The organism is Rummeliibacillus sp. POC4 (assembly GCF_003576525.1).
Lineage (GTDB): Bacteria > Bacillota > Bacilli > Bacillales_A > Planococcaceae > Rummeliibacillus.
In genome coordinates this window covers 21089-44718 of record NZ_QWUA01000002.1, presented here as the reverse complement: position 1 = coordinate 44718, position 23630 = coordinate 21089, and the positions used below count along the sequence as shown (strand labels likewise).

26 protein-coding genes are annotated in these 23630 nt (G+C 35.8%); all 26 read right to left on the bottom strand.

Going from position 1 to position 23630, the window contains the following annotated elements:
- Positions 1–18 precede the first annotated feature (18 nt).
- Entirely contained in the window at positions 19–555 is a 537-nt protein-coding gene (locus D1606_RS00740; protein ID WP_119414104.1) for a F0F1 ATP synthase subunit delta, read from the bottom strand.
- On the bottom strand, positions 552–1076 hold the full coding sequence (gene atpF / locus D1606_RS00735) for a F0F1 ATP synthase subunit B (RefSeq protein ID WP_119414103.1): 525 nt from the start codon (positions 1074–1076) through the stop codon (positions 552–554). The genes D1606_RS00740 and atpF overlap by 4 nt, the downstream gene beginning before the upstream one ends.
- 168 nt (positions 1077–1244) lie before the next feature.
- The gene (gene atpE / locus D1606_RS00730) at positions 1245–1457 is read right to left on the bottom strand and encodes a F0F1 ATP synthase subunit C (protein ID WP_066791746.1); all 213 of its coding nucleotides are present in this window, start codon (positions 1455–1457) and stop codon (positions 1245–1247) included.
- Positions 1458–1539: 82 nt separating this feature from the next.
- Positions 1540–2253 carry a F0F1 ATP synthase subunit A gene (atpB, locus tag D1606_RS00725; RefSeq protein ID WP_119414102.1) on the bottom strand — a complete coding sequence of 238 codons (714 nt, stop codon included), beginning with the start codon at positions 2251–2253 and terminating at the stop codon, positions 1540–1542.
- Positions 2254–2281: 28 nt separating this feature from the next.
- Positions 2282–2653 (bottom strand): ATP synthase subunit I, encoded by a 372-nt coding sequence (locus tag D1606_RS00720; protein ID WP_119414101.1) that lies wholly within the window; start codon positions 2651–2653, stop codon positions 2282–2284.
- 492 nt (positions 2654–3145) lie between these two features.
- Positions 3146–4270, bottom strand: a complete 1125-nt coding sequence (gene wecB, locus D1606_RS00715) for a non-hydrolyzing UDP-N-acetylglucosamine 2-epimerase (RefSeq protein WP_119414100.1) — start codon at positions 4268–4270, stop codon at positions 3146–3148.
- A 24-nt stretch (positions 4271–4294) separates the two neighbouring features.
- Positions 4295–4924 carry a uracil phosphoribosyltransferase gene (upp, locus tag D1606_RS00710; RefSeq protein ID WP_119414099.1) on the bottom strand — a complete coding sequence of 210 codons (630 nt, stop codon included), beginning with the start codon at positions 4922–4924 and terminating at the stop codon, positions 4295–4297.
- A 75-nt stretch (positions 4925–4999) separates the two neighbouring features.
- The gene (locus tag D1606_RS00705) at positions 5000–7162 is read right to left on the bottom strand and encodes an EAL domain-containing protein (RefSeq protein WP_119414098.1); all 2163 of its coding nucleotides are present in this window, start codon (positions 7160–7162) and stop codon (positions 5000–5002) included.
- Between the two features lie 97 nt (positions 7163–7259).
- Positions 7260–8522, bottom strand: a complete 1263-nt coding sequence (gene glyA, locus D1606_RS00700; protein WP_119414097.1) for a serine hydroxymethyltransferase — start codon at positions 8520–8522, stop codon at positions 7260–7262.
- A 21-nt stretch (positions 8523–8543) separates the two neighbouring features.
- Positions 8544–9092, bottom strand: coding sequence for a TIGR01440 family protein (locus tag D1606_RS00695; protein WP_119414096.1), 549 nt, complete (start codon positions 9090–9092; stop codon positions 8544–8546).
- A 21-nt stretch (positions 9093–9113) separates the two neighbouring features.
- Complete coding sequence (rpiB, locus tag D1606_RS00690) at positions 9114–9560, bottom strand: ribose 5-phosphate isomerase B (RefSeq protein ID WP_119414095.1); 447 nt, start codon at positions 9558–9560, stop codon at positions 9114–9116.
- A gap of 419 nt (positions 9561–9979) precedes the next feature.
- Positions 9980–11272 (bottom strand): methyl-accepting chemotaxis protein, encoded by a 1293-nt coding sequence (locus D1606_RS00685; RefSeq protein ID WP_119414094.1) that lies wholly within the window; start codon positions 11270–11272, stop codon positions 9980–9982.
- Between the two features lie 2 nt (positions 11273–11274).
- Positions 11275–11715, bottom strand: coding sequence for a low molecular weight protein arginine phosphatase (locus tag D1606_RS00680; protein ID WP_119414093.1), 441 nt, complete (start codon positions 11713–11715; stop codon positions 11275–11277).
- A gap of 53 nt (positions 11716–11768) precedes the next feature.
- Positions 11769–12266: a manganese efflux pump gene (locus D1606_RS00675; protein WP_119414092.1), complete on the bottom strand. Its 498-nt coding sequence runs from the start codon at positions 12264–12266 to the stop codon at positions 11769–11771.
- A gap of 230 nt (positions 12267–12496) precedes the next feature.
- Complete coding sequence (locus D1606_RS18650) at positions 12497–12667, bottom strand: hypothetical protein (protein ID WP_158582297.1); 171 nt, start codon at positions 12665–12667, stop codon at positions 12497–12499.
- Positions 12668–12782: 115 nt separating this feature from the next.
- Positions 12783–13811 carry an L-threonylcarbamoyladenylate synthase gene (locus tag D1606_RS00670; protein ID WP_119414091.1) on the bottom strand — a complete coding sequence of 343 codons (1029 nt, stop codon included), beginning with the start codon at positions 13809–13811 and terminating at the stop codon, positions 12783–12785.
- Positions 13812–13912: 101 nt separating this feature from the next.
- A complete protein-coding gene (locus D1606_RS00665) occupies positions 13913–14518 on the bottom strand; it encodes a stage II sporulation protein R (RefSeq protein WP_158582296.1) in 606 nt (201 codons plus the stop codon).
- A 44-nt stretch (positions 14519–14562) separates the two neighbouring features.
- Positions 14563–15429, bottom strand: a complete 867-nt coding sequence (gene prmC / locus D1606_RS00660; protein ID WP_119414089.1) for a peptide chain release factor N(5)-glutamine methyltransferase — start codon at positions 15427–15429, stop codon at positions 14563–14565.
- A complete protein-coding gene (gene prfA, locus D1606_RS00655; protein ID WP_119414088.1) occupies positions 15413–16492 on the bottom strand; it encodes a peptide chain release factor 1 in 1080 nt (359 codons plus the stop codon). The genes prmC and prfA overlap by 17 nt, the downstream gene beginning before the upstream one ends.
- Before the next feature lie 517 nt (positions 16493–17009).
- On the bottom strand, positions 17010–17606 hold the full coding sequence (locus D1606_RS00650) for a thymidine kinase (protein WP_119414087.1): 597 nt from the start codon (positions 17604–17606) through the stop codon (positions 17010–17012).
- 195 nt (positions 17607–17801) lie between these two features.
- Entirely contained in the window at positions 17802–18002 is a 201-nt protein-coding gene (gene rpmE / locus D1606_RS00645; RefSeq protein WP_119414086.1) for a 50S ribosomal protein L31, read from the bottom strand.
- Between the two features lie 187 nt (positions 18003–18189).
- Complete coding sequence (rho, locus tag D1606_RS00640; protein ID WP_119414143.1) at positions 18190–19473, bottom strand: transcription termination factor Rho; 1284 nt, start codon at positions 19471–19473, stop codon at positions 18190–18192.
- A gap of 132 nt (positions 19474–19605) precedes the next feature.
- On the bottom strand, positions 19606–20574 hold the full coding sequence (gene glpX, locus D1606_RS00635; RefSeq protein ID WP_119414085.1) for a class II fructose-bisphosphatase: 969 nt from the start codon (positions 20572–20574) through the stop codon (positions 19606–19608).
- A gap of 147 nt (positions 20575–20721) precedes the next feature.
- Positions 20722–22008, bottom strand: coding sequence for a UDP-N-acetylglucosamine 1-carboxyvinyltransferase (locus tag D1606_RS00630; protein ID WP_119414084.1), 1287 nt, complete (start codon positions 22006–22008; stop codon positions 20722–20724).
- A 15-nt stretch (positions 22009–22023) separates the two neighbouring features.
- On the bottom strand, positions 22024–22671 hold the full coding sequence (fsa, locus tag D1606_RS00625) for a fructose-6-phosphate aldolase (RefSeq protein ID WP_119414083.1): 648 nt from the start codon (positions 22669–22671) through the stop codon (positions 22024–22026).
- Positions 22672–22760: 89 nt separating this feature from the next.
- Positions 22761–23615 carry a class II fructose-bisphosphate aldolase gene (locus D1606_RS00620; RefSeq protein ID WP_119414082.1) on the bottom strand — a complete coding sequence of 285 codons (855 nt, stop codon included), beginning with the start codon at positions 23613–23615 and terminating at the stop codon, positions 22761–22763.
- Between the last annotated feature and the right edge of the window lie 15 nt (positions 23616–23630).

The following is a 23630-nucleotide window of genomic DNA, read 5'->3' as shown; positions in this document are numbered from 1 at the left end:
TCTCAAATGATTATTGGATTAACCGATCAATTCACGTTGTAAGCCAGCAAGTTTTGTTGCGACTGAGTTATCGTAAATTTGGTTTCCGATTTGAACTCGAATTCCACCAAGTAGTGTTGCATCGATTTCGTTTGTAATATGAAGCGCATTTTTTCCTACTTTTTGAGCAAATACAGTAGAAATGCGTTGTGTTTCATCTTCTGTTAGTGCACGTGTTGAGAAAACAATTGCATCTGCAACACCTTGAGCATTGTTAGCTTGAGTAACGAATGCATCAATTACATTAACTACTTCATGAATGCGTTTTTTATCAACTAAAAGTTTTAATGCATTCACAATGATTGGTTGTACAGAAGCGAACAATTCAGAAAGGTTTGCTTTCTTTTGTTCTGCATCGATTTTTGGAGAATCAAGTAACTTAAATAGTTCTTGGTTTTCTTCAAATGCGATTTTTACTTCACGTAAATCTTCTGTTACTTCATTTAGAAGATTATGTTCTTGTGCTAATTGAAACAAAGCTTTAGCATAGCGATTCGCTGCAGTCGATTGACTCATCGATTTTCCCCTGCCTTCGCAATCGTTTCTTCAATTAGAGAACGATTATCTTCTTCTGAGACTTCTTTATTAAGTACTTTAGATGCTGCAAGGACAGAAAGTGAAACCACTTCTTCGCGAACAGCGGCGATTGCTTTTTCTTTTTCAGTCTCGATGTCACGTTTTGCTGATTCTTGTAAACGCACTGCTTCATTACGAGCAGCTGAAACAATCTCTTCTTTTTGAAGATCTGCTTGTTTCTTAGCGTTTTCAACAATCGCTTGCGCTTCTACACGAGCTTCTTTAAGAAGGCTACGTTGTTCTTCTAATAATTGTTTAGTTTCTTGACGGCTTTTTTCAGCTGCGTCTAAGTCACCAGCAACTTGTTCTTCACGTTGTTGCATAATTCCCATCAATGGACCCCATGCGAATTTTTTCAAAAGAAGCATTAGGACGATGAAAACTATTAATGTAACCAGGATATCTCCCCAGTTCACGCCAACATGAGCTGCTTCACCTAGTGATAGATAGTCTAAAAACACGATTGTTTCACTCCCTTCAAGAGCTTAGAGTTCAAATCATTTATGATTGGAATCTTAGTAAGATGTAAATTCTAAAGGAATTTTGCCCTTCAATTATAGGCATAAGGAAAGGCGAAGTATTCCTTAGATGAAATTTTCTTCGCCATTTCATAAAACAATTAAAGACGATTATTTGTTCATTACGATAAATGCGATAACTACCGCGATGATTGGAAGGGCTTCGACTAATGCTACCCCGATGAACATAGTTGTTTGAAGAACGCCACGAGCTTCTGGTTGACGAGCGATACCTTCTACTGTTCTAGAAACGATTAAACCATTACCAATACCTGCACCAAGTGCACCTAAACCAACTGCGATTGCTGCTGCTAATAAACCCATTGTAAATTTTCCTCCTTGGAAATGTTATATTTTTTTGTGGTTGTCAGCTGTTTAGCTAATGCTACTGCTAAACAATTTATACTTAATGGTCTTCACTCACTTTGTGAGAGATATAAACCATTGTTAACATAACGAAAATAAATGCTTGGATTGAACCAATGAATATGGAGAATCCTTGCCATACTAATGTTGGAACTGCGGCTGCAAAAAAGCCCATAAAATGCCAGCTTGTTCCTAAACCTGCAAGTAATCCTAAAAGAATTTCACCTGCATAAATGTTACCGTAAAGTCGTAGACCTAATGTCAATGTATTCGCAAACTCTTCAATGATTTTCAGTGGGAATAAGAAAAGCATTGGTTTTGTAAACGTACCGATATAATGGTTCATACCACGTAGTTTAACACCATAGTAGTTTGATAATACTAGAATCATTACGGCTAGAGTCATTGTGATTGTCGGATCAGCTGTTGGTGATTTCCACCATAGTTCTCCATTTACTTGAACTGAGAAAGGAAGACCAAGCATGTTCGCAACAAAGATGAACATTATCAATGTGATTCCTAATACATGGAATCTACCACCTGTTTTCCAGTCCATATTGCTGTTGACGATATTCTTTACGAAGTCCATGATCCACTCCATAAAGTTTTGCATACCTGTTGGTTTTAACTTCAGATTTCTAGTAGAAATGAAAGCAATTAAGAAAACAATTACAGCTGTAACCAGTAATACTAAAATATTCGCTGGGTTAAATCCTAATCCCCATAACTCAAAATGCGGATTTTCATGTTGCACTTTGCATTCACCTCACTTTCAAATGTGCTTATTGGTTTTTTACATGAAATACGATCCTGTCTACTAAAAGCAGAACGTACGGAATCATTAGCCCAATGACCACACTCACTAAGTGAAAATACTTTGGCCAAGTAATCGCTACTGCGGCAGCTGCAACACCAGATGCAAAGCGTAAGCCCATCCCTAGAGACGGTGCTTTTTTCCCTTCACTTAATGCTCGGTCAAAGCGTTCCATTCTTCGGACGAGAATCCAAAAGTTATATTGACCAAAAAGCACACCTACTGCGAGACCAGCAAATACAGTTTTGAATGATGTAAATCCCCAGCCTAACGCAAAAAATGCAAGCAAAAAAAAGAAGGCTTTCTTCTGCATAGCAAAAATTTGATGCAATTCTAGCATTGGTCTTTAATCTCCTGAATCTTATTTTCTTCGAATGATGGAAGTATAGCTGACCACCGAATGGATGTCTGATAAGTAGTGTAAAACTACACTGGGGTGGAAGCCGTTTAAACTCACATTTGAGTTGAATCGGATCCAAATGGTGAGAGATAAGCTTTTATGATAAACCACCGCCTCATAAGGACATCTAATAGACGTACAAAAACCGCTAAAATTTTACAGAAAATAGTTTTAACTGTAAAATTAGTAGAAACTTGGTATCTAAAGAGTTTCCATTATGATTTTTGAGCATGAAACCCTTATCATTCTTACCCTTTGTAAGCATACAATAGTGAATATTTCATGTCAATTGGTTAGAGTGAAAAACTTCACAAGCAATATTACTTTGTCAAATTGTAGACAAATTTTGAACAAAATATTTCAATTTTGTATCTGTTTTTAGAATATTATAAAAACCCCACAAATTAAATGGAATAATTTGTGGGGATATTATTACAAACTATTTGTTGATAAAAATGAGAGTAATGATTCTACTATTCTTTCAGAAGCATGTCCATCGCCGTAAGGATTGGATGCATGCGCCATTCTTTCATATTCATGATGATTGGTTAACAATTCTTTTGCCAAATGATATATTGTATCCTCATTTGTTCCTGCTAATTTTAATGTACCTGCTTTAATACCTTCTGGTCTTTCCGTGGTATCTCTTAATACAAGTACTGGTTTACCGAGAGAAGGTGCCTCTTCTTGAACACCACCTGAATCTGTTAAAATCATAAAAGATCTTGAAGCAAAATTATGAAAATCAAATACTTCAAGTGGTTCAATCAAATGTACTTTTGGTTCATCCCCCAAAATTTCGTTAGCAATTTCTCGAACAACTGGATTTAAGTGCACGGGATATACAACTTGAACATCATTGAATTCTGTTAACAAACGTTTAATAGCCTTAAACATATGGCGCATAGGTTCACCTAAGTTTTCTCGACGATGAGCAGTTAATAGAATCATACGATCTTGTCCTAATTGTTTTAATACAGGATGATCATAATGATCGCTAACTGTCGTTTTCAGAGCATCAATAGCTGTATTCCCGGTTACTACAATACTATTTTCTTTTTTATTTTCAATCAGCAAATTTTGTTTTGCTTGTTCAGTAGGCGCAAAATGAATGTCTGCCATCGTTCCTGTAAGCTGACGGTTCATCTCTTCTGGAAACGGAGAATACTTGTTACCCGTTCTTAACCCAGCTTCTACATGTCCAATAGCAATTTGGTTATAAAATGCAGCTAAGCTCGCTACAAATGTTGTAGTTGTATCACCGTGAACAAGTACGATGTCTGGCTTCGCTTCTTTCATAACCTCATCAAGTCCTTCAAGACCTCTAGTAGTGACATCTAGAAGCGTTTGTCGATTCTTCATGATGTTCAAATCATAATCAGGTGTGATCTTAAATGTGTCTAGAACTTGGTCTAACATTTGTCGATGTTGAGCTGTTACGGTTACTATTGTTTGAATTTCGTCCGAATGCTTTTTCAGCTCTAATACGAGCGGAGCCATTTTAATCGCTTCTGGACGCGTACCGAATACTGTCATTACTTTCCACTTTTTAGACAACCGAAGCACCACCTATATTATTCATTATTTTGTTCCAAATAAACGGTCGCCGGCATCTCCTAGACCCGGTACGATATATCCGTGATCATTTAGTTGTTCATCCAATGCTGCAATAAAGATATCGATATCTGGATGTTCTTTTTGAATTGCTTTTACACCTTCTGGAGCTGCAATTAAGCACATGAATTTAATATTTTTTGCACCGCGTTTTTTTAGTGAGTTAATGGCTTCAATTGCTGAACCTCCTGTTGCTAACATTGGGTCAACAATAATATAATCACGTTCTTCTAAATCAGCTGGGAATTTTGCATAATATTCAACTGGTTTTAGTGTTTCTGGATCGCGATATAAACCAATATGAGCTACTTTAGCAGCTGGGATTAGTTTTAATACTCCATCGACCATACCTAATCCAGCACGTAGAATTGGCACAACTGCAATTTTCTTACCTGATAATACTTTTGTTTTTGTTGTTGTAATTGGTGTTTCAATTTCAATTTCTTCAGTTGGCATATCACGAGTAATTTCAAATGCCATAAGTGTTGCCACTTCATCAACTAATTCACGGAATTCTTTTGTTCCTGTGTGTTTATCACGAATATATGTTAGTTTGTGTTGAATTAATGGATGGTCAAAAACGAATACTTTACCCAAGAAGATCTCTCCCTATTTAATATTTATCTTGCTTATTATAACAGAAAAGATTCATTCTTATGTATTTTTTTGAAATTATCGTATTTCGTTCAAAATTTCATTTACTTGTCCTATAGATAAAGGTTTATAAAAGTAATAACCCTGACCTACATCACAGCCAATTTCTCCTAGCTTTTCAACTTGACTTTTATCTTCGATTCCCTCAACTACAGCTTTAACATTTAAATTGTCCGCTAGTTGTAACATGGTTCGAATAATGGCAAATGTTTTCGGATCATTCATATTGTCAATAAAACTTTTATCAATTTTAATCTCCGCAAAATCTAATTGAGTTAAGTAATTCAGAGAAGAAAAACCTTTTCCAAAGTCGTCCATAGATGTTGCAAATCCATAAGATTTTAAATGATTAATAATTGTACTCGCTTTTTTCAAATCGACTAACCCAATACTTTCTGTTATTTCTATTTTGATATATTTTGGATTCACACGATATATATCTAGTTTGTCGACGAGATTACATACAAAATCTTGTTCATAAAAATGCTGTGGAGATATATTAATAGACACTTGATACAATGGTAATCCTCTACTTTTCCGTTCACAGAGCCAATCTAACACATTATCTAAAATCATATTTTCAATATCAATTATTTTCCCAGTACTTTCAGCAAGTGGTATGAATTGATCTGGGTAAATCATCTTACCAGTTTTCGTTTGCCACCGAGCTAATGCTTCAAAACCAATGATTTCATTAGTTTGTAGAGATACTTTTGGTTGAAGATATGGTATGAATTGCTTTTCTTTTATGCCATGAATGATTAAATTGTACATTCTTCTTTCGTGTTTAATTCTATTATTATCTTCATCATCGAAAAATTGAATATTATTTCCAGGCTCAAGCTTTGCTTTTGAAAAAGCTTGATCTGCCCTTCTAATACTTTCATCTAGTTGCTGATAACTTTCAATTGGAGATAGCCCTACACTTAATGAGACAAAAACTTCAAAACCATCTATTATAAATGGCCTTTCTACAAGTTGTTCTAAGACATGTTTTTCATATTGCTTATAGTTAAAATCAACAAAAACAATCAATGCGTTTGTAGCGAATGAAGCTACTACTAAGTTTCTGTTTTCTTTATAACTACTCATCCTATCCGCAATTTGAGTCAATAAATCATAACCTGCTTTACGTTCATAAAGATTAACTATATCTTCATATTCTTTAGGAGATATTATGCAAACATAACCTTTCGAACATTCTGGAAATTTTTCTTGTACTTTCTTTTTAAAATATGCCAGGTTATATAATCCTGAGTTTGGATCTTTCGTAATTTGCTCAAGCATTATTTTTTGATAACTATCATATTTAACAATTGATCTAATCACTGTTGTTAATTGTTGAAAAAGTGCAAGATTAATACTCTCTAATGGCCATTTGTTAGAACATGCAACAATGAATACGCCTCTTACTTTATTTTCATCATCTTTTAATGCAAATAAAACCGCTTTATTGTATCGAGAACATATATCATGTGATGGTAAGTACATATTAGGTTCTAGTAATACATTTTTTATGATATATTGTGAATTCTTACTTAGTAGTTTTTTAAAATATTTATTATAAGGGATGATATCATCTTTGTTAAATGCGTTTATCGTTTTGTTCGTAAAACTTTCTGATAGAAATATTTTCGCACTATCATCTTCATTATAAATCATTACACTACAAGTAATATTATTGGACGTGTATTGTTCAATTTTTTTGAAGAATCCCTGTAATATTATTTCTGGGTTTTCTTCATCGTTATACTTTTCTAAAACCCAATTTTGAATATCTGAAATTAATTTATTTTTCTTTTGTTCTGTTCTATTATAAAAAGTTGCCATATATAGCTTTCGAGAAGTTCCACTAAATTGCAGTGGATGAAATAATACTTTGCAATGAACGATAGCATTATCTTTTGTGGTTATGAACATTTCCTTGCTTAACCGTTTTGTTTTTGAAATAGCTTTATGTAATTCTTCTTTTATCATTGAAAAAAAGGACAACCCTTTTACTTCTTGCTTTTCGTATTTGGTCATAGTTTCAAAGCTTCTACTTGAAAACAGTATAGGAAAATCATCATTTTCTGTATCAAATACTACAAAACCACCAAGAATTTTGCTATCTATCTTATCATCAAAATTTTGAAACCACTCGATTAAATCATTGGACAATTGAGGCAAATCGTTTTCCACTTAAATTATCCTCCCCTATAAACACACAAAACAATACTATTTTACTAAATAAAAAAAGCTACTTTTGGATTATACCAAAAGTAGCTTTTTTTTACACTTATTTCGTATAAATTGGGTATTTATCTGTTAGGACTTTAACACGTGTAATTGCATCTTGTTTAACTGCTTCGTCTTCTGGATTTTTTAAGACATTAGCAATAATAGAGGCAACTTCTTTCACATCTTCTTCTTTGAAACCGCGAGATGTAATAGCAGGTGTACCAATTCGAACACCAGATGTGATAAATGGACTTTCTGGATCGTAAGGAATTGTATTTTTGTTTGCAGTGATGTTCACATCATCTAGAAGTTTTTCTGCTACTTTACCTGTTAAGCCTAGAGAACGTACATCTAATAATAATAGGTGATTATCTGTACCATCTGATACAAGTTTAATACCTTCTGCTTGTAATGCTTCGCCAAATACTTTTGCGTTTTTCACAACTTGGTGGATATATTCTTTAAATTCAGGTTGAAGTGCTTCGCCAAATGCAACAGCTTTACCTGCGATAACATGCATTAATGGACCACCTTGAATACCTGGGAAGATGGATTTATCAATTTTCTTACCCCATTCTTCTTTGCAAAGAATTAGTCCACCACGTGGGCCACGTAAAGTTTTGTGAGTAGTAGATGTTACAAAGTCAGCATATGGTACAGGGTTTGGATGAACACCTGCAGCAACAAGACCTGCAATATGAGCCATGTCGACCATGAAAAATGCTCCTACTTCGTCAGCGATTTCACGGAACTTAGCAAAATCAATAATGCGTGGATATGCAGATGCACCTGCCACGATCAATTTTGGTTTATGTTGAAGTGCTTTTTGACGAACATCTTCATAGTCGATTACGTTTGTATCTTCTGTCACACCATATTCAACAAAGTTATATTGTTTACCTGAGAAATTGACAGGACTACCGTGTGTTAAGTGACCCCCATGAGATAAGTTCATACCTAAAACAGTATCGCCTGGTTCTAAAATAGTAAAGTATACGGCCATATTGGCTTGTGCACCTGAATGTGGTTGTACATTTGCATATTCAGCGCCAAAGATTTCTTTTAGGCGATCACGTGCAATATCTTCAACAACATCCACATGTTCACAACCGCCATAATAACGTTTACCAGGATAGCCCTCAGCATATTTGTTTGTTAATACAGAGCCTTGTGCTTCTAAAACTGCTTTAGAAACAATATTTTCAGAAGCGATTAACTCAATATTCGCTTGTTGACGAGCAAATTCTTTTTCAATTGCTTCAAATACTGCTTTGTCTTGTGACGCAATAGTTGACTGATCTAGTGCTGCTAGATTTTCCATTACACCTATTCCTCCTAATTTCTACTCTTTGTTGTATACTGATCTCTCGCCACCTATTAGTTTTGGACGAGTTTTTGCAACTGTCACGACTGCCTCTCCAATTTTTGAGATAGAAGTGCGGACAGGAATTGCCACTTTTTTTAAGTGCATACCAATTAATGTTTGACCAATATCAATTCCTGCATGAGCTTGAATTTCTTCAACTACTACAGGATCTTTAAATTGGCTATAAGCATACGTTGACATCGAACCACCAGCTTTTTGAACAGGGATAACAGAAACAGGTTCTAATCCATATTGTTCTGCTGCAGCTCTTTCTATAGTTAAGGCGCGATTTATATGTTCGCAACCTTGAAACGCTAAATAAAGTTGGTGTTTTTCAGCAAAAGACTTTAATGGTTTATACAGAGCTTCTGCTATTTCTAAACCACCAGCTGTACCAATCTTTTGACCTTTTACTTCTGATGTTGAGCATCCTATAACGAAAATTTGCCCATTACGGAAAGTCACTTGTTGTTCAAACTGAAATAGCAATGATTCGAGCTGTTCTTCAATTTGATGTAAGTTCATCGTTTAAGACCTCTAATCTAATTATTGTTCTTGTGCTTCTATTTCTGAAATTTTGTTGATGCGACGTTCATGACGACCACCTTCAAAGTCTGTTGATAACCACGTTTGAACGATTTCACGTGCAAGTCCTGGTCCAATGACTCTTGCTCCCATTGCCAACACATTTGAATCATTGTGGCAACGTGTTGCTTTAGCACTGAATACATCATGTACTAATGCACAACGAACACCTTTTACTTTGTTTGCAGTAATGGACATTCCAATACCAGTTCCACAGATTAAAATACCGCGATCAAACTGACCACTAGCTACTCCATTAGCAACTGGTAAGGCATAGTCTGGGTAATCTACTGAATCAGATGTTTTTGGACCAAAGTCTTCATAACTAATACCTAGTTCTTCTAGCAAAGCTATGATTTCTTTTCTTAAATTATTACCACCATGATCTGATGAAATTGCAATTTTCAATGGGTTCCCTCTTTTCAATTGTTCTTTTCATCATCAGTTTACCACTTCTATATGTATAATGACATATTTTCTACTCAATTGCGAGAGGTAATTTTTAAAAATACGAATAATATTATTTTTTATCATAATTTTATTATGATATTATAAGTAAATCACGAATATATTTTTAAATTTCAATATATTAATTCGTGATTTAACTCTAATTGATTAAGTTGTAGATCAAATCTATGTGATTATGGAGAGAATCCAACGCTAGTTTGAATGCGACTAGGAGAAGATTTCATAAAATTGCTGGGTGAAAAGATAAAAAAGAGCGGAAGAAAAAGGCAAATTGCCATCAAAATAAGACGACAATTTGCCTTGTATGATTAGGCTATTCCTATGTCCTAACTGGTTAGCTATAGAAGCTAGCTTCAATATTAGTTTTCAAATTTTTGAATCATTTGGTATAGCTCTTCAGATTGTTGTTTTAATATATGAGATAGTTGGTCGATTTGTTCAATGGATCTTACTTGATCATCTGTTGCTGTTTGTACTTCCATTGCTCCTGCAGAAGTTTGTTCAGCAATAGCTGCTACCTCTTGAGATTGATGGGCCGTTTTTTCAATGTTATGTAATTGTTTCCCTACAAATTCTGAAATTTCCACAATTGAATCTGCCATTTCTTTAACCATTGCAGACATTCCATCAACAGCAGATGTTGTTTCGGAAATACGTGCTACTTCACCTTCCGCAATATTAACTTGCTCAGTCATTTTCCCAACGACTGTTTGAACATCTAATTGAATTGTTTGGATTAATTCCGTAATACCTTTTACAGCTTCTGCACTTTCATCTGCAAGTTTACGTACTTCTTCTGCTACTACTGCAAATCCTTTACCTTGTTCTCCTGCTCTTGCCGCTTCGATAGAGGCATTTAGTGCAAGCAAGTTAGTTTGTTCAGCAATGTCACCAACTAACTGAATAATTTGTTCTACTTTTAACGCGTTTTTTTCAAGTTGGTGAATATCTTTAAGAGCTAATTGGTTACCAGATGTTATTTTTTCAATACCTTCTACTAATTGGTTAATAGCATTTGTTGTATAATTTAGCTCACTCATCATTTTTGTTGATTGGTTTGATGATGTGATGGCACGTTGATTGACCTCTTCTGCCAATATACGAACATCTTCTAGTGCTTCCGCTGTTTCTTGAATAGCAATTGCAGAGCTTGTAGCACCTTCTGAAATATTTGAAATCGTTTCAGCAATCGATTCCGTTTGTTTGGAAGCTTGTTCAGTCTCTTCAGACAAATTTAATACTGTTTTGTTCGTTGTTTGGAAATTTTGATTGATACTTGCGACTATTTTACGTAGACTTACAAGCATTGTTTGAAATGCTTCTGATAATGAACGAATTTCATCTGAGCTATTTGGCATTTCTACATCTTTGCTAAGTTTCCCATCTGCAGCTTCAATTGCTACATGTTCTAGTTTTTGCAAAGGTTTTACTAATAGTGAACTGAATAATCCAGCTAAAATGCCGGACCAAATGATTCCCAAAGAATATGTAATGATTTGAAATACCCCGTCTTTTACGTTTGGGAAAAATTGAGGTTGTAAATACTCGATAAAGAAGTAACTAACACTATAAGTTATAACTGCTAAGATAGTTACAAATAGGATAAGTTTCTTTTTTAGTCCAAAAGAATGTTGCACACTTTTTTTTGCCATGCTTACTCCTCCAATATTTTCTTTTCAAGTCCATCCATCAATGTACTAAGTTCTTGGAACGTCTTGCGATATGTCTCAATATCGCCACCAAACGGATCTAATACATCTAAGTCACTCGATTCAGTGACATATTCTTTTAATGTAAATGTCTTATCCGCTACTTGTGGAAACACTTGTAAAAGTGATTCTTTATGTCCAGAAGTCATGGTTAAGATTAAATTGGCCCATTGAAGGTCTTCCAATGTAATTGGTTGTGAAGTATGGTCGTAGGAAATTTGCTTCTCCTGTAACACAATTTCCGAGTTATGTGACATGGGGCTTCCAGGCATTGCATAGATTCCTGCTGACTTCACACTGATTTCTGGTAGTTTTTTTGATTTTAAAATAGCTGCTGCCATTGGGCTTCTACAAGTATTTCCTGTACATACAAAATAAATATTCATCTGATATCCTTACCTTTCATTATATAGTAAAACACTTAATTAGTAATCTATTTTTACAAATTAAATGAAAAAATACCCATCAAAAGTAACACTACTCCTGCTATTAATTGCATGTATATTCCTATTTTTGATGGGATTTTTTTATGTAAAACTAGCGCAATATATGAAAATAGAAAAGCAAATGCTCCCATACTACAAACGAGTAATGTTTCTTTTAATTGAAGCATACCAAAAGATACACTAACTGAAAAGGTATCTAAACTAGTAGTGATGGCTAATATGGTTACAGGAATTTGAGCAGCTTTATGATCTTTTACTGCTAGTAATAGTTGTACACCTATCATACTTAATAATATACCTGAAATATTTTGTGCAAGGTTTGATATATAAGCGGCAAGCCATTCACCAAAGAGAAAACCAATATAGGGGAAAATCATATGGAGAACACCTGTCCAAAGTGATAGCCAAAAGCGATATTTCACTTGGGGTATTAGTATATAAATCGTCAACACATCCATAGCTGTAATAATAGCAGCAATAATTTCTTTCACAAAGCTCCTCCATTCAATAGGAATCGTCTTTTATCCTATGAATGCTGAAACATTCATATGCTGAAATTTTAAAATGATGCTCGGGGTGGATTATATTTTTCTATTATTCGCGGGAGGATTTTAATTCTTTCCTTTTCTTTGGCGCGGACAATTAAGAGCATTTTTCTTTTGGAGGTTGTCGTTGCTTTTGGGATAGGGATTTTATTGGTAATTGGTAAATTGGTAATTGGTTATAATTTTGTTTGCTGATTAGCACAACTCGTGGGGTCTTTTGCACAACTCATGGTCCCTTTTGCACAACTCACAGCTTCTTTTGCACAACTCATGGCTCCTTTTGCACAACTCACAGCTTCTTTTGCACAACTCAGCTTCTTTTGCACAACTCGCAGACCCTTTTGCACAACTCACAGCTTCTTTTGCACAACTCGCTACTCTTTTTGCACAACTCAGGCAGTTAAAAAAAATAAAGCAGCTGTTTTCCAGCTGCTTGTTAAAAATTCCTTCTATAATATAGAGTTATTTTTGTTTATACCATTTACCGCCTGCGGATTTTTCGAGGCGATTCATAATGGCAGCTCCGACTCCTTGGGTAGTTGTAACTGTTGCAAGTACTACATCGGCTGTTGTTAAATCACATGCTCGTAATGCATGAAAAAGGTTGGCCGCCATATCTTCTTGTGTTTCTCCTAAAGTGAAAAACCAATCTGGCGTTAGTTGCTCAAAATCTTGTGGTGCTAATAGAGCAACTTTGTGTCCTTGTTGTTGCAGTTGCTGTATGGCAGACGCAACTTGGTTTTTGTCTTTTTCAATTAACAAAACCGGTGCATTTGGTGCATAATGCTTGTACTTCATACCTGGAGCACGAGGAGCACCTTGTTTTTGTTCAATATGAGTAGGTTGTTTTACTGGACCGATTACTTTTTCGAACATTTCCTTTGTAATTGCTCCTGGCCGTAAAATAACTGGTGTTTCTAATGTAAGATCAATAACAGTAGATTCTACGCCAACTCCAGTTGCTCCACCATCCAAAATCAATGGGATTTTGCCTGTTAAATCTTGTTCAACATGAATTCCTTCAGTAGGACTCGGTTTGCCACTGCGATTAGCGCTTGGAGCAGCTACCGGCTTTCCTAGTTTTTGCAATAGCTTTAAAGCAACTGGATGGTTTGGCATACGAATTCCTACTGTATCCAATCCAGCTGTTACGCTTTCTGCAAGCACATTGGGCTTAACTTTAAAAATCATCGTTAATGGGCCAGGCCAAAATGCATCCATACATTTTCTTGCCTTGTCTGAAATATCCTCTACATAGTTTTCAAGCTCATCGAAAGTACCAATATGTACGATTAATGGATTGTCCGATGGTCTTCCCTTTGCTGCATAGATTTTTTTAACTGCTGTGTTATTTGTTGCGATCGCACCAAGTCCATATACAGTTTCTGTCGGAAATGCAACTAATTCTCCAGCATTTAACAAATCCACAGCTTGTGAATAACTTTTTTCGGAATCCACATTATTATCCACAATTAGACGTTGTGTTTCCATGTTGTTACCTCCCGATATTAAAGAGTTTTTAGAAAGTTATGCACAATTTGTTGATAACGTTGGTTAGATTGTGGACAATTTACCAAATATTGTGGGTAACTCTAATCTTTGTCTGAAAATAGACTCTTAAACCATTCTATTATAAAAAATTTAGGTTTTTCTTCTTTCTTTTCTTCTACCTCATCACGGTAGCAAACTTTCGGAAATAATCCACACCACCAATTATCTCCCTTTCCTGCACCGATTGTCACAACAATTGCTTGATACTTATCTTGTGCATATATCTTATCTTGATAACGCTTTGGTGGAAATAATGCATCTTTTGTTGTGACTTTAATATTGTCTGTTTCTAATTTTGTAGCTAATTTATTTTTGATCTCAACTTCAATTGTTGATAGATTTACTTGTCCAGTAGAATTCAATACTGCTTTATCTAAGATTGGTTTGATTTCATTTACTAATTGGTGTTTATATTGTTGATCTGCAGATGAATTGCTATTGGCGATAATCCGAAATCTTGGTTGCTCTAGTTCAACGCTATATTGCTCCGTTAAATAGCTTTGAACGACCATAAGGATTAATTGTATAAGTAAAAGTGCAGTTATAAATTGCAAAAGTATTGTCACTTGAGATGGTTGTTTTGGTTGTTTAATCGTGTAATATGATAATTCTTGTGGTTGTTTGATATTATAGTAATCTTCTATCATTTGTATCCCCTCCATGAAACTATCATGGACAAATAGATTACTATTTATTCATCTATTTCACAAAAAACCATACGATTTTTTCCGTTGATATCTTTTATGATTTCAACATTGGCTTGTGGAAAGTTTTCTTTAAATAGTGCGGCAACTGCTGGGCCCCGCGCATACCCGATTTCCACACCTATAAAACTTGGTTTGGTCATTAGACTTGGAAGATTTTTTGCTAGTCTTTTATAAAGTGCTAGTCCATCATCTTCTGCAAAAAGTGCCGTATGTGGTTCATGCTCTAGTACAACTTCAGACATTTCAGCCGCTTCTTCATAGGCAATGTAAGGGGGATTAGATAAGACAACTTGCCATTTTTGTTGAGAGATTGGTACTGTTAAATCGCCCTCTTCAAAATGGATTTCTGCATTGAGCAGCTTCGCATTTTTTTTTGCTACTTTTAACGCATCGGATGAAATATCTGTTGCCGTTACTTGTAAAGTGGGGATTTCTTTTTTCATTGTAATGGCAATGGCACCACTACCTGTCCCTATATCCGCTAACTTAATGGTTGGTTGTGCACCAAAAAGTCGCTTTATCCTTTTGGTTGCTTCTAGAATGAGTTCTTCCGTTTCAGGTCTAGGAATGAGAACTGATTCGTTCACTTGAAAAGTACGGCCATAAAACTCTTCCTCACCAATGATATATTGGATAGGCATTCCCTGTGCATGAGATTCAACCATTTGCCAATAAGTTCGGCAATCCTCTTCTTCAATCTCATCATGCATACTTACTAATAATTCTGTGTACGATTTTTTTAATACATGTTGTAAAAGAAGTCTTGCAGCAATTTCCTCTCGACCTTTATCCCGTAAAAAAGAAGAAGCCCCATTCAGGGCCTCATATATAAAATTAAAGTGCTGTGTCATTTAGTGCATCCAATTTTTTGGCTTGTTCTTCTAAAATCAATGCATCGATAATTTCATCTAATTTACCTTCGATAATTTGGTCGAGTTTTTGAATTGTTAAGCCAATACGGTGATCTGTTACACGGTTTTGTGGGTAGTTGTAAGTACGGATACGTTCAGAACGGTCCCCTGTACCAACTGCAGATTTACGTTCTGCATCGATTTCACTTTGTGCATCTTGTTGTAATTTATCATAAACACGAGCACGAAGTACTTTCATTGCTTTTTCGCGGTTTTTAAGTTGTGAACGTTCATCTTGCATAGCTACTACGATACCTGTTGGGATATGTGTCATACGTACAGCAGATGCAGTTTTGTTGACGTGCTGACCACCAGCACCTGATGAATGATAGATATCTACTCGGATATCTTTGTCTTGAAGATCAAGTTCTACTTCTTCTGCTTCTGGCATTACAACAACTGTCGATGTTGATGTATGGACACGACCTTGAGATTCTGTTTCTGGTACACGTTGAACACGGTGTGCGCCACTTTCATATTTAAATTTAGAATACGCACCTTGACCGTTAATCATAAAGACGATTTCTTTATAACCACCAAGTTCTGTTGTGTTTGCATTCATTACTTCAATTTTCCAACCTTGTGTTTCAGCGTATTTACTGTACATACGGAATAGTGAGTTTGCGAATAATGCTGCTTCGTCCCCACCTGCAGCACCGCGAATTTCCATAATAACGTTTTTATTATCATTAGGGTCTTTAGGAATCAATAAAATTCGAAGACGTTCTTCAAAGTCACGAATTTGTTTTTCTAAATCGCTAACTTCTTCTTTGACCATTTCTTTCATGTCTGGGTCTAGTTTTTCTTCTAGCATTTCTTTTGCATCAGCTAGTTGTTCTTTTGCTGATTTATATTCACGATAAACTTCTACAGTTTCTTGAATATCAGATTGTTCCTTTGAGTATTTAGCTAATTTTTTTGAGTCAGATACGATATCTGGATCGCTTAGAAGTTCATTTAGCTTTTCATAACGATCTTCAACAGCTTGTAGGCGATCAAACATTATTTTTCACCGATACCTTTCTATTTACAATTTATTTATTTGTATTATATATGTGAATCAATTTCATAAATCTATTTTTTGTTTATAAATATGAATGGTTGAATATATACGATATCCATTTACAGATTTTCAGCTATAGACAACATTTTATAGAAACTATTTAATAGAAATTAGTATCAAATGAGTCACATTCCATTTGAAAAAACTTGAGTTATGAAATTAATTCAGTTGCTGACATAAGTTACTGATATATCATTTATATCTGTACAGCTACGGCGCTCTCTTTTGTTCGTTAGGGTTAGACGAGTCGCTCATTTTTGATGTTCCTTTAATAGTATAATGAAAAAAAGCCACTATCGCTACTCTTTTAGAACGGAGAAGATTGTTATTTTATGTTTTTTCAATCATTTAGGTGTATTTTACTTGTGTTTTGGCATTACTTTATTCATATATTAACCCCGAACTTTACTTCCATTCAAAAAAGGAGCAGCTATTGCCACTCCTCTTTTCTATTTTATTATTTCACCATATTTGTTTGGCCTGCTGGTACTAAATGGTGGTGACGGCAACGAGGTTCGTATGCTTCTGCAGCACCAACTAAAATTACGGGATCGTCTACTTTTGCAGGTTGTCCATTAATAAGTCTTTGCGTTCTACTTGCAGGTGAACCACATACACTACAAACAGCTTGTAGTTTTGTTACTTGCTCAGCAATTGCCATAAGTTTTGGCATCGGACCGAATGGAACACCTTTAAAATCCTGATCAAGTCCTGCTAAAATTACACGGTATCCGTGATTAGCTAATTCTTGAACAGTATCTATAATATCTTCACCAAAAAACTGTGCTTCATCAATCGCGATTAAATCAAAATCATCTGTAAGGTAATTCCACATTTCTTTTGATTGTTCGATTGGATGAGCAATTACTGTCGAGCCATTATGACTTACAACAGCTTCTTCACTATAGCGATTATCAATTTTAGGCTTAAAGACAGCAATTTTTTGTTTCGCAAATTGTGCTCTGCGCACTCGTCGAATCAATTCTTCAGATTTTCCTGAAAACATACTGCCACAAATTACTTCAATCCAGCCGTTTTGAGTCATTACGTACATTGACCAGACTCCTTTCAAAAACATATATTCAACATCATACCGAAAAAAAGCCAAAATACCTCTCTTTTTTTCGACAAAATAATGTGTTATAGGTAGAATCAATTTCTTTATACTACATGAAAATACTTTTTATCGCAAGAAAAATACCTGCCTTGCGGTAAAGTGCTAGGCAGGTATTTTAAATTTCTAAAGAAATTATTTAAGACCGTATTTTTTGTTGAAACGATCCACACGTCCATCAGCAGACGCGAATTTTTGACGGCCAGTATAGAATGGGTGACATTCGCTGCAAAATTCAACAGTGATGTTTTCTTTTACTGAACCTGTTTTAAATGAATTACCACAAGAGCAAGTTACTGTTGCTTCTTTGTATTCTGGGTGAATTCCTGGTTTCATGTTTGGTATCTCCTCTCGCCCTGAACCATCCGGAACAGAGTATTATAAGAACTGTTGCCTTACACGACCCAGATTAGTTTGTCGCATATGCAACGCATATGAAATGCATTGTCCATAGTATAACAAGAAATTTAAAAAGGTGCAACACAAAATTAGGCTGGAAAAATAGCATACATTCTATAATGTATTAGATTAAACCTTTACCATTTCTAGCAGCTTTCATATCAGAATTCAGTGTATCGAAGAATTCTGTATTTGTCTTTGTATTGCGTAATTTTTTCAAAAAGCGCTCTGCAAAGTCTGGTGAATCTGAAAATGTCTTGCGAATCGCCCATAACTTATCTAATTGAGCTTTTGGTATTAGTAACTCTTCTTTACGCGTTCCTGAACGTCTAATATCAATTGCTGGGAAGATACGACGTTCTGCAAGATTACGATCTAAGTGTAGTTCTAAGTTACCTGTACCTTTAAACTCTTCATAAATTACTTCATCCATACGTGATCCCGTATCGATAAGAGCTGTTGCTAGGATTGTTAAGCTTCCGCCCTCTTCTATATTACGTGCAGCTCCAAAGAATCGTTTTGGTCTATGAAAAGCTGCTGGATCAATCCCACCTGATAATGTACGACCACTTGGTGGAATTACTAGATTATATGCACGTGCAAGTCGTGTGATAGAATCCATTAAGATGATTACATCCCGTTTATGTTCTACAAGACGCATTGCTCGTTCTAAAACAAGTTCTGCCACTTTTACATGATTTTCTGGTAATTCATCAAAGGTTGAGCTTACAACATCTGCTTTAACAGAACGTTCTATATCAGTTACTTCTTCTGGACGTTCATCGATTAACAAGACAATTAGTTCTGATTCTGGATATTTTTCTGTAATTACATTGGCGATTTCTTTTAATAATAATGTTTTACCTGCTTTTGGAGGAGCAACTATTAATCCACGTTGTCCAAATCCAACTGGCGCAACTAAGTCCATGATACGAGTAGATAGTTTCGTAGGAGTTGTTTCTAGTTTGATTTGTCGATCTGGGTATAGTGGAGTGAGCGCTGGGAAATGTACACGTTCTTTTGCTGTTTCAGGATCTTCTCCATTAACAGCTTCAACATGTAAAAGTCCATAGTATCGTTCGTTTTCCTTAGGAGGACGAACTTTACCAGTTACTTTGTCGCCATTACGAAGACTAAATCGACGGATTTGCGATGCAGAAATATAGATATCTTCTGAACTTGGTGAATAGTTAATAGGACGTAAGAATCCGAAACCTTCTTGTTGAATAATTTCTAATACACCTTCCATGAAGAAATAGCCTTCACTTTCAGCACGTGATTTTAAAATAGCAAAAATCAATTCTTTTTTTGTCAACTTACCATAATATGAAATCTTGTATTCACGTGCAAGCGCATACAGGTCCTTTAATTTCATATCTTCTAGTTGAGAAATAGTTTTTGTCGTCATAGGCAATAACACCACTCTTATATAATATTGTTTTACAAATTTGAATTTTGGTATGTGAGTTTTACGAGTTTTGAATGGAATGAATTTTTAAGAAGAAGCCCGGCATGACACCGGGCAGTAAAAAATTGAAGTTTAGTCTTGCATATATAGTTTTGGTTTTTTAGTTAAACTATGTCTGCCTTCGATAAAACGAACAGTACCTGATTTTGCACGCATTACAACGGATTCAGTTGTGCAGAAGCTTCCTTTAAATTGAACTCCTTTTAACAACTCTCCATCTGTTACTCCAGTAGCTGCGAAGATGGCATCATCGCCTTTTACTAAATCATCCATTTTCAACACTTTGTTGACTTCAATCCCCATTTTATGGCAACGTTCAATTTCTTCATCATTTGAAGGAACTAATTTACCTTGGAACTCTCCGCCAAGACATTTTAAGGCAACTGCTGCGATTACACCCTCTGGTGCACCACCTGTACCAAATAGAATATCTACACCTGTTTCATCAAATGCTGTGTTGATAGCTGCCGCTACATCACCATCTGAGATAAATTTAATACGTGCACCAGCAGCACGAATTTGATCTACGATTGGTTGATGGCGTTCACGGTTTAATAATGTAGCTACGACATCCTCGATATTTTTATGTTTTGCTTCTGCTACTGCACGTAAGTTGTCAATAACAGGGGCTTCAATATCGATTTTACCTGCTGCTTCTGGACCAACTGCAATTTTTTCCATATACATATCAGGGGCATGGAGTAAGTTACCACGATCAGCAATAGCTAATACTGTTAAAGCATTACCGCTTCCAGCTGCTACGATGTTAGTACCTTCTAGTGGATCAACTGCGATGTCAACTTGTGGACCATTAGGGTCTGAGCCTAGTTTTTCACCGATGTAAAGCATAGGCGCTTCATCCATTTCGCCTTCACCAATTACAACAACTGCATCCATTGGAATTGAATCAAATACTTGGCGCATTGCTGTTGTAGCTGCGTCATCTGCTTCCATTTTCAACCCACGGCCCATCCATCTTGCTGAGGCGATTGCTGCCGCTTCTGTTACACGTACTACTTCCATTGATAAACTGCGTTTCATTTTTTACTGTTCCTCCCGTTTTCCAGCCTTTTTGACCGGAATCGTTTCAAACTAAATCTATTATAGCACACAGAATATTTTCTGCAGATTTTTTTCAGCTTCATCGCTTATTAACAATGTAATAAGAACTACTACAGGAAATCTACATTATCTATTGGTCACGCTGCTCTTGTTGTTCGGTTCGATTGATTCCCTACGTATATCAGCACCTATGGCTTGTAGTTTAGTGATAATATCACTATAACCACGCTCTATGTGATAAATATCGTGGATTTCAGTCTCACCTTTTGCTAGTAGCCCTGCTATAATTAGCGCAGCCCCTGCACGCAAATCTGTTGCAGTAACTGTTGCAGCTTCTAAGTTGCTAGGACCTGTGATAATGGCAGAACGTCCTTCTACTTTTGCGTTTGCATTCATTCTAATGATTTCATCAATGTGTTTAAATCTAGCAGAATAAATCGTATCCGTTACAATAGAAGAACCTGTTGCCTGTGTTAGAAGAACTGTAAATGGTTGTTGTAAATCTGTTGGGAATCCTGGATAAACAAGGGTTTTAATATCAACTGATTTTAAAGCATCTGTTTTTGGAATAAGAATCCGTTCTTCTTCTTCAATAACCTTTACGCCCATTTCCCGTAATTTGGCAGTCACTGCTTCCAAGTGTAATGGAATAACATTATCAATTATGACACCATCACCTACGGCAGCAGCCATAATCATATATGTTCCTGCTTCAATACGGTCAGGAATAATTGTATGGTTTGTACCATGTAATTCTTCAACGCCTTCGATACGAATCACATTCGTACCAGCACCTTTTATCTTGGCACCCATATTCGTTAAAAGAGTGGCAACATCAATAATCTCTGGCTCTTTTGCGGCATTTTCAATAACTGTTTTACCTTTAGCTAATACTGCTGCCAGCATAATATTAATCGTAGCGCCGACACTGCTAACATCTAAATAAATCTTCGCACCATGTAGCTCTTCAGCACGTAGATAAATGGCACCATGTTCATTAGTCACTTGAGCTCCTAATGCTTGGAAACCTTTAATATGTTGGTCAATTGGTCGAGGGCCTAAATGACATCCACCTGGTAAACCAATGACTGCTTTTTTAAAACGCCCCAACATTGCACCCATCAAATAATAAGAAGCTCGTAATTTTTTCACATTGCCATTAGGTAATGGCATATCAATCATTGAACGAGGATCGATTATCATATGGCCATCTTTAAATTCTACTTCGCCACCAATTTCCTCAAGCAATGCTTTTAATGTCCAAACGTCTAAGATTTCTGGTAATCCTTCAATCGTTACAGGAGAATTTGCCAAAATAGAAGCTGGAATTAAAGCTACTGCACTGTTTTTAGCACCACTTACTTTAATCGTTCCTTTTAGATGCTTTTCCCCTGTAATTTTATATACGTCCATGTGAATCTCCTTATATTATTTATCTTTGTTTGCCCAATCTTTCATAAATCCTTCGATACCTTTATCAGTTAAAGGATGTTTAAATAATTGTTTTAAAACTTTAAAAGGTGTTGTAGCAATATGCGCACCTGCTAAAGCAGCTTCTGTAATATGTTGTGGATGACGAATAGAAGCGGCAATGATTTGAGTTGAAATTTCGTGAATTGCAAAAATTTCAGCAATTTCACGTACTAGTTCTGTTCCATCTTGACCAATATCATCTAAGCGACCTAAGAATGGAGAAACATATGTTGCGCCAGCACGTGCAGCTAATAATGCTTGGTTTGCGCTGAAGATTAACGTTACATTTGTTTTGATACCCTCTTTTGAAAGAGTTGAACATGCAGTTAATCCATCTGGTGTCATTGGAAGTTTAACTGTGATATTAGGAGCGATTTTAGCTAATTCATGACCTTCTTTGATCATACCTTCAGCATCTAATGAGATAACTTCTCCACTTACTGAACCATCAACTAATTCTGCGATTTCTTTTAAACGATCATGAAATGAAATGTTTTTTTCTTTTGCAACTAAAGAAGGGTTGGTAGTTACACCAGAAATGATTCCCCATGCATGTGCTTCTTTTATTTCTTCAAAATTTGCTGTATCAATAAAAAATTTCAATTTATATTCCTCCTGAATGATGGAAAAAATGGAGAAGATTCGATTTTCTTACCGATGTCTTCTCCGATTCCCTTACTAAAAATATATGCTTAAGCTTTTTGTGAGCTACCAAATTCACGCATTTTGCCAATGACAGTTGCCTTGATTGCTTCACGTGCTGGTCCTAAGAATTTACGTGGATCGTAAACTTCTTTATCGTTGTCCAAAATTTCACGAATTACTTTTGTAGCAGCAATTTGGTTCTCAGTATTTACATTGATCTTCGCTGTTCCTAAAGAAATAGAACGTTGAATATCTTTTGTAGGAATACCCGTACCACCATGTAGCACTAATGGAAGTCCAGCTAAATTTGAGATTTCTTCCATTTCTTTAAAACCAAGATTTGGTTCGCCATGGTAAGGTCCGTGTACTGAACCAAGTGCTGGTGCTAAGCAATCAATTGAAGTTGCTTCAACCATCTTGCGGCATTCTTCAGGATCAGCGTACATGATACCACCGATTACGCCATCCTCATTGCCACCAACTGTTCCTAGTTCTGCTTCGACAGAAACACCATGTGCATGTGCATAATCTACTACTTTTGAAGTAATTTCAATATTTTCTTCAAATGGATGATGAGAAGCATCAATCATAACAGATGTAAAACCGGCATCTACCGCTTCTTTACATTTTTCAAAACTTGAACCATGATCTAAGTGAATTGCTACTGGAACTGTCGTTTTGTAGCTTTCCATAAGTCCTTTTACCATATTAACAACAGCAACAAAGCCACCCATGTATTTACCAGCGCCTTCAGATACGCCTAAAATTACAGGTGATTTTTCTTCCTCTGCTGCTTGTAGAATCGCTTGAGTCCATTCAAGGTTATTGATGTTGAATTGACCAACAGCATAACCGTTTTCTTTTGCAGTAATTAACATTTCTTTCATTGAAACCAAAGCCATCAGTAAATCCTCCTT

Coding starts and splice junctions, on each gene's coding strand:
- rho (WP_119414143.1), bottom strand. CDS start 19,473: ATGACGACAAAAACTATTTCTCAACTAGAAGATATGAAATTAAAGGAC.
- prfA (WP_119414088.1), bottom strand. CDS start 16,492: ATGTTTGATCGCCTACAAGCTGTTGAAGATCGTTATGAAAAGCTAAAT.
- D1606_RS00740 (WP_119414104.1), bottom strand. CDS start 555: ATGAGTCAATCGACTGCAGCGAATCGCTATGCTAAAGCTTTGTTTCAA.
- glyA (WP_119414097.1), bottom strand. CDS start 8,522: ATGGAAAATCTAGCAGCACTAGATCAGTCAACTATTGCGTCACAAGAC.
- D1606_RS00695 (WP_119414096.1), bottom strand. CDS start 9,092: ATGAACTTACATCAAATTGAAGAACAGCTCGAATCATTGCTATTTCAG.
- glpX (WP_119414085.1), bottom strand. CDS start 20,574: ATGAAACGCAGTTTATCAATGGAAGTAGTACGTGTAACAGAAGCGGCA.
- rpmE (WP_119414086.1), bottom strand. CDS start 18,002: ATGAAACCAGGAATTCACCCAGAATACAAAGAAGCAACAGTAACTTGC.
- D1606_RS00620 (WP_119414082.1), bottom strand. CDS start 23,615: ATGGCTTTGGTTTCAATGAAAGAAATGTTAATTACTGCAAAAGAAAAC.
- D1606_RS00680 (WP_119414093.1), bottom strand. CDS start 11,715: ATGAATATTTATTTTGTATGTACAGGAAATACTTGTAGAAGCCCAATG.
- atpE (WP_066791746.1), bottom strand. CDS start 1,457: ATGGGTTTATTAGCAGCAGCAATCGCAGTTGGTTTAGGTGCACTTGGT.
- D1606_RS00685 (WP_119414094.1), bottom strand. CDS start 11,272: ATGGCAAAAAAAAGTGTGCAACATTCTTTTGGACTAAAAAAGAAACTT.
- prmC (WP_119414089.1), bottom strand. CDS start 15,429: ATGACACAGCACTTTAATTTTATATATGAGGCCCTGAATGGGGCTTCT.
- D1606_RS00670 (WP_119414091.1), bottom strand. CDS start 13,811: ATGGAAACACAACGTCTAATTGTGGATAATAATGTGGATTCCGAAAAA.
- D1606_RS00630 (WP_119414084.1), bottom strand. CDS start 22,008: ATGGACGTATATAAAATTACAGGGGAAAAGCATCTAAAAGGAACGATT.
- D1606_RS00650 (WP_119414087.1), bottom strand. CDS start 17,606: ATGTACGTAATGACTCAAAACGGCTGGATTGAAGTAATTTGTGGCAGT.
- D1606_RS00720 (WP_119414101.1), bottom strand. CDS start 2,653: ATGCTAGAATTGCATCAAATTTTTGCTATGCAGAAGAAAGCCTTCTTT.
- D1606_RS00665 (WP_158582296.1), bottom strand. CDS start 14,518: ATGATAGAAGATTACTATAATATCAAACAACCACAAGAATTATCATAT.